General features: G+C 72.5%; 10 protein-coding genes, 1 other RNA gene and 2 pseudogenes. 1 reads left to right on the top strand and 12 read right to left on the bottom strand.

Annotation, left to right across the window (positions count from 1 at the left end; genetic code table 11):
• The 9 genes and pseudogenes from LJ221_RS19895 to ftsE all read right to left on the bottom strand — a co-directional run.
• Positions 1-1,031 (bottom strand): annotated as a pseudogene (locus LJ221_RS19895) (helicase); the annotation flags it as partial.
• Between the two features lie 165 nt (positions 1,032-1,196).
• Positions 1,197-2,348 (bottom strand): uroporphyrinogen-III synthase, encoded by a 1,152-nt coding sequence (locus tag LJ221_RS19890; protein ID WP_241718089.1) that lies wholly within the window; start codon positions 2,346-2,348, stop codon positions 1,197-1,199.
• 149 nt (positions 2,349-2,497) lie between these two features.
• Positions 2,498-3,907 carry a NarK/NasA family nitrate transporter gene (locus LJ221_RS19885; protein WP_241718088.1) on the bottom strand — a complete coding sequence of 470 codons (1,410 nt, stop codon included), beginning with the start codon at positions 3,905-3,907 and terminating at the stop codon, positions 2,498-2,500.
• A 423-nt stretch (positions 3,908-4,330) separates the two neighbouring features.
• A complete protein-coding gene (locus tag LJ221_RS19880) occupies positions 4,331-5,311 on the bottom strand; it encodes a LysR family transcriptional regulator (protein WP_241718087.1) in 981 nt (326 codons plus the stop codon).
• Positions 5,312-5,588: 277 nt separating this feature from the next.
• Positions 5,589-5,960, bottom strand: a transfer-messenger RNA (tmRNA) gene (ssrA, locus tag LJ221_RS19875).
• Between the two features lie 150 nt (positions 5,961-6,110).
• The gene (smpB, locus tag LJ221_RS19870; RefSeq protein ID WP_241718086.1) at positions 6,111-6,590 is read right to left on the bottom strand and encodes an SsrA-binding protein SmpB; all 480 of its coding nucleotides are present in this window, start codon (positions 6,588-6,590) and stop codon (positions 6,111-6,113) included.
• A gap of 18 nt (positions 6,591-6,608) precedes the next feature.
• Positions 6,609-7,871, bottom strand: a complete 1,263-nt coding sequence (locus tag LJ221_RS19865; protein ID WP_241718085.1) for a S41 family peptidase — start codon at positions 7,869-7,871, stop codon at positions 6,609-6,611.
• Positions 7,872-8,002: 131 nt separating this feature from the next.
• Positions 8,003-8,920, bottom strand: coding sequence for a permease-like cell division protein FtsX (ftsX, locus tag LJ221_RS19860; RefSeq protein WP_241718084.1), 918 nt, complete (start codon positions 8,918-8,920; stop codon positions 8,003-8,005).
• Positions 8,921-8,929: 9 nt separating this feature from the next.
• On the bottom strand, positions 8,930-9,619 hold the full coding sequence (ftsE, locus tag LJ221_RS19855; RefSeq protein ID WP_093849794.1) for a cell division ATP-binding protein FtsE: 690 nt from the start codon (positions 9,617-9,619) through the stop codon (positions 8,930-8,932).
• 281 nt (positions 9,620-9,900) lie between these two features.
• Between ftsE and LJ221_RS19850 the strand changes: the two genes are divergently transcribed.
• A complete protein-coding gene (locus LJ221_RS19850) occupies positions 9,901-10,101 on the top strand; it encodes a hypothetical protein (protein WP_241718083.1) in 201 nt (66 codons plus the stop codon).
• Between the two features lie 174 nt (positions 10,102-10,275).
• Here the strand turns inward: LJ221_RS19850 and LJ221_RS19845 are convergent, their stop codons facing one another.
• From LJ221_RS19845 to LJ221_RS19835, 3 genes and pseudogenes are all read right to left on the bottom strand, one after another.
• The gene (locus LJ221_RS19845) at positions 10,276-10,947 is read right to left on the bottom strand and encodes an LPXTG cell wall anchor domain-containing protein (RefSeq protein WP_241718082.1); all 672 of its coding nucleotides are present in this window, start codon (positions 10,945-10,947) and stop codon (positions 10,276-10,278) included.
• Between the two features lie 321 nt (positions 10,948-11,268).
• On the bottom strand, positions 11,269-12,387 hold the full coding sequence (prfB, locus tag LJ221_RS19840) for a peptide chain release factor 2 (protein ID WP_241718081.1): 1,119 nt from the start codon (positions 12,385-12,387) through the stop codon (positions 11,269-11,271).
• Positions 12,388-12,527: 140 nt separating this feature from the next.
• Positions 12,528-12,722, bottom strand: a pseudogene (locus tag LJ221_RS19835) (serine/threonine protein kinase); the annotation flags it as partial.

The raw sequence follows: 12,722 nt of genomic DNA, 5'->3' as shown, positions 1-12,722 counted from the left end.
CCGAGTTCCAGCGCGCCGCGCGCCGCCCTGCGCAGTACCCGCACCATGCGGGAGGAGCCCTTGACGCGGGCGACGGCCTGCTCGTCGTAGGTGTCGGCCCCGGCGCCCTCCAGCAGCGAGCCCAGGGCGCGGACGGCCACCTGGCCCTCCTCGCCCAGCGACGGCAGCACGCCCTCGGTGTAGGACACCAGCAGTGGTGTGGGGCTGACGACGAGGATGCCTCCGGCGTAGCGTCCGCGGTCCCGGTAGAGCAGGTACGCGGCGCGGTGCAGCGCGACGGCCGTCTTGCCCGTGCCGGGGCCGCCCTCGACCTCGGTGACGGAGACGGCGGGGGCCCGGATCACCTCGTCCTGCTCGGCCTGGATGGAGGCGACGATGTCGCGCATGGTGTGGCCGCGGGACCGGCCCAGCGCCGCCATCAGGGCGCCGTCGCCGACCACGGCCAGTTCCCCGCCGTCCAGGTACGCCGTCAGCTCGGGGCGCAGCAGGTCGTCCTCCACGCCCAGTACGCGGCGGCCCCGGCTGCGGATCACCCTGCGCCGCACCACCCGTCCCGGCGCCACCGGGGTGGCCCGGTAGAAGGGCGCCGCGGCAGGGGCGCGCCAGTCGATGACCAGCGGGGTGTAGTCGGCGTCGAGCACGCCGAGCCGGCCGATGTGCAGGGTCTCGGCGATGTCCGCGACAGCGGCGCCCTCGCCCGCGGCGCCGTCGTCGCGGACCGCGTCGTCGGCGGGTTCGACGGAGGTGTGCGCGCCGTCGGGTCCGCGCTCGCCGTCCTTGCCCGGCAGCAGGTCGATCCGGCCGAAGAGGAAGTCCTCGAACTCGCTGTTGAGCCGGTTGAGGTGCACACCGGCGCGGAAGACCTGCGCGTCCCGCTCGGCGAGCGCCCCCGGTGTGCCGACCTGGGCGCGCTTGGCGGCGTCCGCCATGAGGAACTCCGCCTCGTGGATCTTCTCACCGAGGCGCCGGTAGACCCGGTCGAGATGCGCCTGCTCCCCGCGGATCTCCCGCTCCCGTACGCCGTCGTGCACCTCGTGCCCGCCGTCGCCGTCGGTGGCGGTCCCCGGCCCCGGCCCCGGCCCCGGCCCCGGCCCCGGCGGCAATGTCTCCTGCGCTCCCAACGCACGGCCCCCTTCCGCTGTACTCAGGGCAGCCGTCAACCGTACGCCAGGGGTCCGCGGCGCGCACGCCGCCGGTCATCCGGCGCCGGACGGTCCGGGCGAGCCGGGCGGCGGACCGCCCGACGGGTCGAAGGCGAGCCGGTAGCCGCGCTTGACCACCGTCTGGATCATCCGGGGCCCGCCCAGCGCCGAACGCAGCCGCGCCACCGCCGTCTCCACCGCGTGCTCGTCGCGCCCCGCGCCGGGCAGGGCGCACAGCAGGTCGGCGCGGGAGACCACCCAGCCGGGCCGCCGGGCCAGGGCCCGCAGCAGCGCCATCCCGGCGGGCGGTATGGGCCGCAGCTCGCCGTCCACGACCGCCGCGTGGCCGCGGATCTCCAGCCGCCGCCCGGCCACGGGCAGGACCGGGGCGCGGGCGGGCAGCTCCCGGCACAGCAGCTGGACCAGCGGTCCGATCCGGAAGCGCTCGGGCCGCACCACCGGCACGTCGTGCGCGGTCAGCGGCAGCGCGGTGACCGGCCCCACGCAGGCGACCGGCACATCGGCCCGCAGCGCCTCCAGCAGCTCCTCCCGTACACCGCGCCGCGCCGCGCGCTCCAGCAGCGAGGCGGCGGCGGGGGCGGAGGTGAAGGTGACCGCGTCCACCGAACGGGCCCGCACAGCGTCGATCAGCCGGTCCAGCGGGGTGATGTCCTCCGGCGGCAGCCAGCGGTAGACGGGGACTCCGACCACCTCCGCCCCCGCCTCCCGCAGCGCCTCGACGAAGCCGGGCAGCGGCTCGCCGTGGAGCTGGACGGCGATCCGCCGTCCGGCGACGCCCTCGGCCAGCAGCCGGTCCAGGACCTCGGCCAGCGACTCCGACGGCGGCGACCACGCCTCGGTCAGCCCGGCTGCCCGTACCGCGCCACGCACCTTGGGGCCGCGGGCGAGCAGTTCCACCTCGGCCAGCACGCTCCGCAGCCCTTCGCCCAGCCCCCAGCCCTCGGCGGCCTCCACCCAGCCGCGGAAGCCGATGGCGGTGGTGGCCACCACCGTGTCGGGGGCGCGGCCGAGCAGCGCCTCGGTGGCGGCGAGCAGTTCGCCGTCGTCGGCCAGCGGCACGATGCGCAGGGCCGGGGCGTGCACCACCGCCGCGCCGCGCCGCTCCAGCAGGGCGCCCAGTTCGTCGGCGCGCCGGGCCGCGGTGACGCCGACGGTGAAACCTTCCAGTGGTCCGACCTGGTGCATGGAGTCCTCGTCCGCAGTCGTTCGTACGGGTCTCGCCCGCACAGCCGTGGGGCGACCGAGCCTGGCAAGAGTGCGTGACGTCCCCGGTTCGCCGTGGTTTCCCCGGTGTTACGCGCACTGCGGCCGGACGGCGGCCCCGGCCCGCCCCCTCACACCTCCGCGTAGACGGGCCGCGCCTCCGTTCCGGCCGCCGCGCCGCGGACACGCCCGCCGACGCTCTCCCCCGAGGCCCGTCCCGGCCCGCGCCGCAGGTATACGGCCCAGGTGACCGCCGCGCACACCATGTAGTAGCCGAGGAAGACGGCGAAGGCCCCGGTACCGGTGCCGGAGGTGAGGAAGGACTGGCGCAGGGCCATGTTGATGCCCACCCCGCCGAAGCCGCCGACCGCGCCGATCAGCGCCATGGAGGCACCCGACAGCCGCCGGGCGCGGACGGCCGCGGCCTCTCCCGTCAGGCCCGTCGCACGGGCTCTGGCCTGGAAGATCCCCGGGACCATCTTGAACGCCGAGCCGTTGCCCAGGCCGGTGAGGACGAACAGGACGACGAAGCCGGCGATGAACAGCGGCAGCGACTCCCGCACCGACGCGGCCACGACGACGCCGGCCGCGCCCGTCATGGCCCCGAAGTTCCACAGGGTGACCCGCGCGCCGCCCAGCCGGTCGGCGAGCCGACCGCCGACGGGGCGGACCAGCGAGCCCAGCAGCGGGCCGACGAAGGTGAGCGAGGCGGCCTGCAGGGGGGTGCGGCCGAACTGGCTCTGGAGCACCAGGCCGAAGGCGAAGCTGTAGCCGATGAAGGAGCCGAAGGTGCCGATGTAGAGGAACGACATGATCCAGGTGTGGCGGTCGCGCGCCGCCTCCCTCGCCGCGCCCGTGTCGTTCCGCACGGGACCGAGGTTGTCCATGTACCGCGCGCTCAGCACGGTGGCGACGACGATCAGCGGCAGGTAGACGGCAAGCAGCAGCCGGGGCCGCGTGGCCCCGGCGACTGCGATGGTCAGCAGGCCGGCGAGCTGGACGACGGCGACGCCGATGTTGCCGCCGCCCGCGTTCACCCCCAGCGCCCAGCCCTTCAGGCGCAGCGGGTAGAAGCTGTTGATGTTGGTCATGGAGGAGGCGAAGTTGGCGCCGCCGATCCCGGTGAGGACCGCTACCAGCATGAAGGCGGTGTACGAGGTGCCCGGTTCCATGACCACCAGCAGGGCGGTGACGGGTGCCAGCAGCAGCGCGGCGCTGATCACCGTCCAGTTGCGGCCGCCGAAGTGGGCGACCGCGAAGCCGTAGGGCACCCGCAGTGCGGCGCCGACCAGGGAGGCGACGGCGACCAGGAAGAACTTCCCCGCCGGGTCGATGCCGTACTCGGGCCCCATGAACAGGGCGAGGACCGAGAACATGCTCCACACCGAGAAGCCGATGTGCTCGGAGACCACCGACAGCGCGAGGTTGCGGCGGGCCACACGGCGGCCCCCGCGTTCCCAGAAGTCCTCGTCCTCCGGGTCCCAGTGCTCGATCCAGCGGCCCCTGCCCGGTGCGTCGGGTGCGGTCGTCGGAGCTGTCATGGCGCCTCCACAGCGTCGGGTGTCGGCTCCCGACGCTATGGACGGCGCGTTTCACTCCGGTGCCGCCAGGTGACCTCCGCGCAACCTTGCTCTCACCCGGCGGCCAGCGCGGGTGTGAGCCCCCGGCGACGCCTTCGCGGGGGCCGGCTCCCTCACCTGCCGGTGCTGTCGACGAAGACGGGGCCGTCGGAAACAGGACCTCCATGGCTGTCCGGATTCTTTCGATCGCTGTCCACTGACAACTTGCGCCCCTCGTGCTCGGCCCTCCGATCGAGACGTGCCGTGCGGCCGGAGGACGACCTTCGGGTGACAGGCCGCGCGATGCCCCTTGCAAGGGACACATCTCACATGGCCCGTGTACCCTTTCCAACCCTTCGGTGTGGATGCCCACAGGGCGTCGGAGACCGTCGTTTCAAGCCATGCCTACCGCTTCGTGGACGGCGGGACCAGGCCCAGGGTCCGCGCGTCCGGCTCGGGCAGCCAGGAGCCGTGGGGCCGCTCCCGCCAGCGTCCCGCCTCCGCCAGCCGCCGGCCCGCCGCCCGGATCGCGTCCAGCCCCGGGTGGCGCAGCCCGCGCCGCCACACCAACGAGACCGGCGAGAGCGGCACGGGATCCACCAGCGGGCGCAGCACCATGCCCGGCACCGCCGCGAGGACCTCACTGGCCAGCACCGACCAGCCGCGCCTGCGGACGACCCGGCCGAACTCCGCCTCCCCCTCGATCCTGGGGAAGGGCGCGGCGAGCTCGATCCCGCGGCCCGCGAAGAGGCGGCGGGCGTAATCGGTCCACTCCGCGGTCTCGGGGTTGCCGGCCCCCGCGTACAGGGTCTCCCCCGCCAGCGCGTCCAGCGGCACCCGGGCCGGCCGGGCCAGCCGGTGCCCTTCCGGCAGCAGCACGGCCACTCTCTCGTAGCGGATCAGACGGTGGTCGAGCACGCCCAGCACAACCGGGTCCAGTCCGGCGACCCGGCCGAAGGCGACATCCAGCCGTCCGTCGCAGATCTCCGCGGCAGCGCCGGTCAGGCCGCTGTGGTAGCGGGCGACGAACTCCAGGTCGGGCGCCAGCCGCCGGGCCTCGTCCAGCACCCGCTGCCCGGTGGAGGCCGGAGCGCCGACATCGACGAGCAGGGGGCGCTCCTCGCGTACGGCCGCGGCGTTCAGCTCGTCGTGCGCCGCCAGCACACGCTGGGCGTACGGCAGCAGCCGCTCCCCCTCGGAAGTCAGGGACACGCGCCGGGTCGTACGGACGAACAGCACGGCGTCGAGGTGCTCCTCCAGCCGCCTTATGTCGCGGCTCAGAGACTGCTGGGCGACGAACACCCGGGCGGCGGCACGGGTGAAGTTCAGTTCGTCGGCGACGGCGACGAAGGCGCGCAGCAGCCGGGGGTCGGTGTCTCGGGGCACGCCCCATGGTGACAACGGAAGCACGTCAATGACCAGCCACAAAGTGTCGGACACCTCACAGAAACCCAGTCCAGGGTGTGTACATGCCGAACTCGTCCACCGGACCCGCCCCCTCCCGCCGGCGGCGGCCGTCGTGGCGCTGGCCACGGCGCCCATGGCGGTCCAGAGACGTTGAGCCGGACCCCGCGGGCGGACGACGCCACCGCCGCAACACGTCCCGGGACATGCCGAGGGCCCCGCCGTCCGTGAACGGCGGGGCCCTCGGCCCACATGGGGTGAGTGGAGATGGCGGGAATCGAACCCGCGTCCAACGGTGCAGAACCAGGGCTTCTCCGAGCGCAGTCCGCTGTGATTTTCTCGGCCCCGGCGGTCACGCGGACAAGCCGCCGACGGGCCCAGTCACTGTTTGATGTCCCGCCAACCCCCGTGACCGGGGTTAACGGTGAAGTTCCCTAGCTGATGCCAGGATCCAGGGCGGGAACGCCCCTGGGCTGACACTTCGCGAGTCGCTGATCAGGCAGCGAGGGCGAAGGAATCGCGCTTGGTGTTGGCGATTATTTTTTCGCGGCACATGGTTAACGAGATCATTGCCGCGTTCCTCGGCTCGCTTCCCCTGCTTCAACAGCCGCTGTCGAAACCGATCATCCCCATGTTCATTTGACAAGCTCGTCCGGCCTGAACCGGGCGGCGCCGATACCATTGTACGGGTCGACGCGGAGGGCCGCCAACGTGTTCCCGGCGGGGAGTCGTCCGGCCGGACCGTGCCCGGATCGTCTCCGGCCGCCCGCGCCCCCGGGCGTCAGGTCCGCCGGCGGCGGCGGGCCGCCGAGACCGCGCGCTCGGCCTCGCGGCGGTCCTGCTTCTCCCGCAGCGCGTGCCGCTTGTCGTACTCCTTCTTGCCGCGCGCCAGCGCGATCTCGACCTTGGCGCGGCCGTCCTTGAAGTACAGCTGGAGCGGGACCAGCGTCAGGCCGGACTCCTGGAGCTTGCCGACCAGCTTGTCGATCTCGGCACGGTGCATCAGCAGCTTCCGCTTGCGCCGCGCGCTGTGGTTGGTCCACGTTCCCTGGCTGTACTCGGGGACGTGCACGTTGTGCAGCCACACCTCGCCGCCGTCGAGCTGGGCGAAGCCGTCCACCAGTGACGCCCGCCCCTGCCGCAGCGACTTCACCTCGGTGCCGGTCAGCACAAGCCCGCACTCGTAGGTGTCGATGATGAGGTAGTCGTGCCGCGCCTTCTTGTTCTGCGCGATGAGTTTACGCCCCGTCTCTTTAGCCATAACCCCGCCATTGTTCCACTACGACCGGGTGGCGAGGCCACTCAATACCGTGCGGGCCTCCTCCTGCGCGTCCTGCCCCGGCCGCACCTTCAGGTCCGGGAGCAGTCCCCCTTCCTCGAGGGTCCGCCCGCCGGGAGTGGTGTAGTGGCCGACGGTCAGCTCGGCGACCGAGCCGTCCGGCTGCTCCCTCGGCTCCTGGACCGAACCCTTGCCGAAGGTGCGGGTGCCGACGACGACCGCCCGGCCGCGGTCCTGGAGGGCGCCGGCCAGGAGCTCGGCGGCGCTCATCGTGCCACCGTCGACCAGCACCACCAGGGGGGAGGCGGTGTTCCCGCCGGGCTCGGCGTGCAGCGCGCGCTCGGTTTCGCCGTCCCCGTACGTGGCCACCAGACCGCCGTCGAGGAAGACGGAGGCGGCCTCGGCGGCCTCCGCGACCAGACCGCCGGGGTTGCCGCGCAGGTCGAGCAGCACTCCCCCGCCGCGGGGGAGGTCCTCGACCGCTCGCCGCAGCTGCTCACCCGTGCCCCTGGTGAACGAGTCGATCCTGACACGGGCGGTGCCGGCGGCCGGCCCGTCCGGATCCGCCGGCCCGTCCGCGCCCAGGGGGGTGACGGTGACGGTCTCGACGCTGAGCCGGGACCGCTCCAGACCCTCCTCCCACTCCAGGCCCCCGCGGCTCAGGCCGAGGACGACCCGGCTGCCGGGCGGGGCCCCCTCCCCCGGAGCGCCGCCGCGCAGCAGGGCCACCACCTCGGTGACGGGGCGGCCCCCGGTCCCGGTGCCGTCGACGGTGACCAGCCGGTCCCCGGCTCGTACGCCCGCCTCGGCGGCGGGGCTGCCGGGCTGGACGCGGGCGACCTCGATCCGGTCGGCGTCCGTGCGGCGCACGGAGACGCCCACACCGACGTACCGGCCGTCCAGGGACTGCCGCAGCCCCTCGTACTCGCGGGCGGTGTACGCGGCGGCCCAGCGGTCCCCACTGCGGCTGACCAGTTCCTCGGCGTCGTGTGCGGCGTCGTGTACGGTGTCCCGCGCGGCGTCCCCGTGCGGCGGAGTCCCCTCCCCCGCCGCCTCACCGGCCGGCCCGGGACTCACGGAGGCACCGCCACCCCCGGTGACGTCCTCCCACGATTCGGTGACGGCCCCGGCCCCCAGCACGGCCACGAAGACCAGCGTCAGCCCCGCCCCCCGGAGGACGCGGCGGGACCGGCTTCCGCCCTCCGGGATTCGGAGGGCGGCCCGGGCGGAACCGTGGGGGACGAGCTTCGACGTACCCGACATGCTGCGGAGTCTAGGACACGGGCGGGGGCCGCGCGGGAGGTCGCACGGACGGCCGTGGCATCCTGCGTCACACCACGAGCGCGCCCGGGGGCATCCGAACAGCCCCCGGACGCTCCCGCCGCGCGATCACATCACACCTTCAGATACTTACGCAGTGTGATGAAGGCGGCCAGGGCGGGCATCAGCACACCGACCACGAACACCAGCGGGAGCACCTTGAGCAGCGCGTCCCAGCCGATGAAGTCGATCAGCGGCATCTGCTCGGCCAGCGACAGGCCGGCGTCGATGAGGAAGTAGCGGCCGACGACCAGCAGCACCGCGGCGCCGATCGCGCCCAGCAGGCCCGCGAACGCGGCCTCCGCGATGAACGGCATCTGGATGTAGAAGCTGGAGGCTCCCACCAGCCGCATGATCCCCGTCTCCCTGCGCCTGCTGAACGCCGCCACCCGCACGGTGTTGACGATCAGCAGCAGGGCGACGACCAGCATCAGTCCCATCAGCCCGAGGGCCGCGAAGTTCATGCCCTCCAGCATCCGGAAGAGGTTCTCCAGCAGGTTCCGCTGGTCCTGCACCTCCTGGACCCCCTCGCGGCCGGAGAAGGCGGTACTGATGACCTCGAACTTGGTCGGGTCCTTCAGCTTGACCCGGTAGGACTCCTGCATCTGGTCCGGGGTCAGCGAGTCGGCCAGCGGGGAGTCCTCGAACTGCTCCCGGTAGTGCTTGTACGCCTGCTCGGCGGACTCGTGGTAGACCGTCTCCACTATGCCGAGCTTGTCGAGGTCCGCCTTGATCTGGCGCTTCTGCTGCGCGGTGACCGCCCCCTTGGCGCAGTTGGGGTCGGACTCGGCGTCGTTCTCGTTGCAGAGGTAGATCGACACCTGGACCTTGTCGTACCAGAACCCCTTCATGCTGTTCACCTGTTCACGGGCGAGCAGCGCACCGCCGAGCAGAGCCAGCGACAGGGCGACGGAGACGATCACCGCGAAGGTCATCGTGAGGTTGCGGCGGAGACCGACGCCGATCTCCGACAGTACGAACTGGGCGCGCATGGCGTCCTTTCAGTGCTGGTAGCCGTAGACACCGCGCGACTGGTCGCGCACGAGACGGCCCTTTTCTAGTTCGATCACGCGCTTGCGCATCTGGTCGACGATCTGCTGGTCGTGGGTGGCCATGACCACGGTCGCCCCGGTGCGGTTGATCCGGTCCAGCAGCTTCATGATGCCGACCGAGGTCTGCGGGTCGAGGTTGCCGGTGGGCTCGTCGGCGATCAGCAGCTTCGGCTTGTTGACGAACGCGCGGGCGATGGCCACCCGCTGCTGCTCACCGCCGGACAGCTCGCCGGGCATCCGGTCCTCCTTGCCCGCCAGGCCGACCAGATCGAGCACCTGGGGAACGGACTTGCGGATGTCGCCGCGCGACCGGCCGATCACCTCCAGGGCGAAGGCGACGTTCTCCCCGACCGTCTTGTTGGGGAGCAGCCGGAAGTCCTGGAAGACCGTGCCGACCTGGCGGCGCATGTGCGGCACCTTCCAGTTGGACAGGCGGGCGAGGTCCTTGCCGAGGACGTGCACCTGCCCGTGGCTGGCGCGCTCCTCCCGCAGGATCAGCCGCAGGAAGGTGGACTTACCGGAGCCGGACGAGCCCACCAGGAAGACGAACTCGCCACGCTCGACCTCCAGCGAGACATCGCGGAGGGCAGGGCGGTTCTGCTTGGGGTAGAACTTCGAGACGTTGTCGAATCGGATCACGGATTTACACCACGTCGACCTGGGTAGGGGCAGCGGAAGCCGCGGAGTGGATCCCCGTCGGTGTGGTGACCCTACGCGAATCCACGCGGGGCCCGCAGTCGACGTCCGCGGTTGGGGGTTCTACCCGGCGGCACATCCAGGGCAAATCAGGCATCGGTCACGACTTTCTGCGCTCCCGGCCCGGCACTGGCACAGTGGAGGCAGAGCTTCCGGTCCGCGGAGGCGGAAGCGGGAACAGAAAGCCGCCCGGTGGCGTTGGCGTTGCATAAGGAGGACATCGCATGACGTGCGACCGACTGGTGTGCGCCAACTGCGCGGGGCCGGTGAGCGAGGGGCGCTGCCCGTTGTGCCGCGCGCACCATGAGCGGCTGCACAGGGAGAACGGGCCGTTCTCCCTGGGCGCCTTCTCCCCGGCCGCGCTGGCGGCACTGCTGCTGGCCCTGATCGCCGTAGCCCTGCTGGCCCGCCAAGCCGCCGTATAGACCACCTCGGCCGCCTCGCGCGCGGGCCGTGCGGTGTGTGTACGCCGCGGCCCGCGGGAGACGTACAGGCCGCATGAGAGGCCCGGAACGCCGGATGCGTCCCGGGCCTCTCACGTGCGCTGTTCCTGTGTGCCGTCACGCGTTGTCACACGCGGGCGGCGCCGCGCCGTTCGCTCAGGCGACGGTGTCGCGGTTCGCCAGGCGCGGCATCAGACGGAAGCCGACACCGCCGGCGATCATCGTGGCCGCACCGATCAGCAGGAAGGTCGTCTCGGCGGCACCGGTCTCGGCCAGTTCCTCCTTCGGCTTCTCCTGGCTGACCGGCCTGGTGCCGACGGAGTCGGTGCCGGGGCCGCAGTCCACGGTGGACTCGTCGAGGATGCAGGTGTTCGGGCCCCCGTCCCCGCCGCCGGTGCCGCCGGTGCTCGCCGGCTCCTCACCGTCGGTCGGCGGAGTGGTCGGGTCCGTCGGCTCGGGCTCCGTCGGCTCCGGCTCGGTCGGCTCCGGCTCCGTCGGCTCGGGCTCCGTCGGCTCCGGCTCGGTCGGCTCGGGCTCGGTCGGCTCGGGCTCGGTCGGCTCGGGCTCCGTCGGCTCCGGCTCCGTCGGCTCCGGCTCCGTCGGCTCCGGCTCCGTCGGCTCCGGCTCCGTCGGCTCCGGCTCGCCCGGATCACCGTTGACGCCCGAGATCTCGTTGCCGTCGCCGCCGCTGCTGCCGCTCATGACGCTCAGTCCGGCGTCCACGCCCACGGCCGAGGCCGTGCCGACGGCCGTCAGCGACACACCCGCGAGGAACACCGCACCCGCGGCGACCCGCGCGACGCGCACCCGCGTCCTGGAATCTGTCATATGCCAACTACCCCCAGTAGTGGTCTTCGTCAGTGGGGCAGCCGTGCGGAGCTTCCTGCGTGCCGGGGTCCGTCGTGTCGAGCCGACGACCGATCAGCGGTCGGACTCCGTCCACCCCCGTACCTACGCGCCCCGAACACGCGCGTGCCGGCCAGAATGCTTTCCCAGCCCCGACACCGCCGTCAAGCCGGGCCAACCCGAAATGTCCGTGGTGGGCGGGTAGTTGGGACTCGGGCGGGCCGGGTTGTGACAGAACCGACACGCAGGGGAGTTCTCCGGGGAGAACCCGCTCGCGGCGGGCCCCCGAGGGGCGGTCGCGGGTCAGCCGGCGCTCTGCTGCTCCTGCTGCTTGCGCCAGCGGATGCCCGCCTCCAGGAAGCCGTCGATGTCGCCGTCGAGGACGGACTGGGGGTTGCCGACCTCGTGCTCGGTGCGCAGGTCCTTGACCATCTGGTAGGGCTGGAGGACGTACGAACGCATCTGGTTGCCCCAGGAGTTGCCGCCGTCGCCCTTGAGGGCGTCCATCTTGGCCTGCTCCTCGGCCCGGCGGTGCGCCAGGAGGCGGGCCTGGAGCACGCGCATGGCGGCGGCGCGGTTCTGGATCTGGGACTTCTCGTTCTGGCAGGAGACGACGATGCCGGTCGGGATATGCGTCATCCGAACCGCGGAGTCGGTGGTGTTGACCGACTGGCCGCCGGGACCGGAGGAGCGGAAGACATCGACGCGGATCTCGTTCTCGGGGATCTCGATGTGGTCGGTCTGCTCGACCACCGGCATCACCTCGACACCCGCGAAGGACGTCTGGCGGCGGCCCTGGTTGTCGTAGGGCGAGATGCGCACCATGCGGTGGGTGCCCTGCTCGACGGAGAGGGTGCCGTAGGCGTAGGGGGCCCTGACGGAGAAGGTGGCGGACTTGATGCCCGCCTCCTCCGCGTACGAGGTGTCCAGGACCTCGGTCGGGTAGCCCTTGCGTTCGGCCCAGCGCAGGTACATGCGCATCAGCTGCTCGGCGAAGTCGGCGGCGTCCACGCCGCCGGCCTCCGCGCGGACGCTGACCATGGCCTCGCGGGGGTCGTACTCGCCGGACAGGAGGGTACGGACCTCCAGCTCGTCCACGGCCTTCTGGACGGCCCGCAGCTCGCTCTCCGCCTCGGTGCGCGTGTCCGCGTCATCCTCGGCCTCGGCCAGCTCGAACAGGACCTCCAGGTCGTCGATCCGGCCGTGCAGCTCCTCCACCCTGCGGACCTGCGCCTGGAGCAGCGACAGCTTGCTGGTCACCCGCTGGGCGTTCTCGGTGTCATTCCACAGAGCCGGGTCCGCCGCCTGCTCTTCGAGCACGGCGATCTCGGCCCTCAGCTTCTCGAGGTCCAGGACGGCCTCGATCGACTCCATGGTCGAGGTGAGGGACTTCAGTGCTTCGGATACGTCGACGACTGCCACGCCCTCCAGACTAACGGTTGCCAGGACCTTTGCCTCCGCCCCGTTGAACGGGGGCCGGACGGCCGGTGACGGGGCCCGTGTCGGTGACGGGGCCCGTGTCGGTGACGGGGAACCCGCCCGCGAGGGCGCCTCAGGACCTCTCAGGGTTCCTCGGGACGCTCCTCCTCGCTCTGCGGGGGAGCCACCGGGCCGCCGCCCTCGCCGCCGCCGGACAGGGCCAGCCAACCGCCGACGCCGAGCGCGGCGGCGAGGGCCGTGGCCGTGACACCCTGCCTGACCCTGCGGCGTCGCTCGGCCGCCCGGTGGCGGGCGGATCCGGCGCGCGGGCTGCCCGG

Source organism: Streptomyces sp. CNQ085, from assembly GCF_022614595.1.
Lineage (GTDB): Bacteria > Actinomycetota > Actinomycetes > Streptomycetales > Streptomycetaceae > Streptomyces.
This window is presented reverse-complemented; position numbering and strand designations above follow the sequence as displayed.

Coding starts and splice junctions, on each gene's coding strand:
- LJ221_RS19890 (WP_241718089.1), bottom strand. CDS start 2,348: ATGCACCAGGTCGGACCACTGGAAGGTTTCACCGTCGGCGTCACCGCG.
- smpB (WP_241718086.1), bottom strand. CDS start 6,590: ATGGCTAAAGAGACGGGGCGTAAACTCATCGCGCAGAACAAGAAGGCG.
- ftsX (WP_241718084.1), bottom strand. CDS start 8,920: ATGCGCGCCCAGTTCGTACTGTCGGAGATCGGCGTCGGTCTCCGCCGC.
- LJ221_RS19885 (WP_241718088.1), bottom strand. CDS start 3,907: ATGACAGCTCCGACGACCGCACCCGACGCACCGGGCAGGGGCCGCTGG.
- LJ221_RS19850 (WP_241718083.1), top strand. CDS start 9,901: ATGACGTGCGACCGACTGGTGTGCGCCAACTGCGCGGGGCCGGTGAGC.
- LJ221_RS19845 (WP_241718082.1), bottom strand. CDS start 10,947: ATGACAGATTCCAGGACGCGGGTGCGCGTCGCGCGGGTCGCCGCGGGT.
- LJ221_RS19865 (WP_241718085.1), bottom strand. CDS start 7,871: ATGTCGGGTACGTCGAAGCTCGTCCCCCACGGTTCCGCCCGGGCCGCC.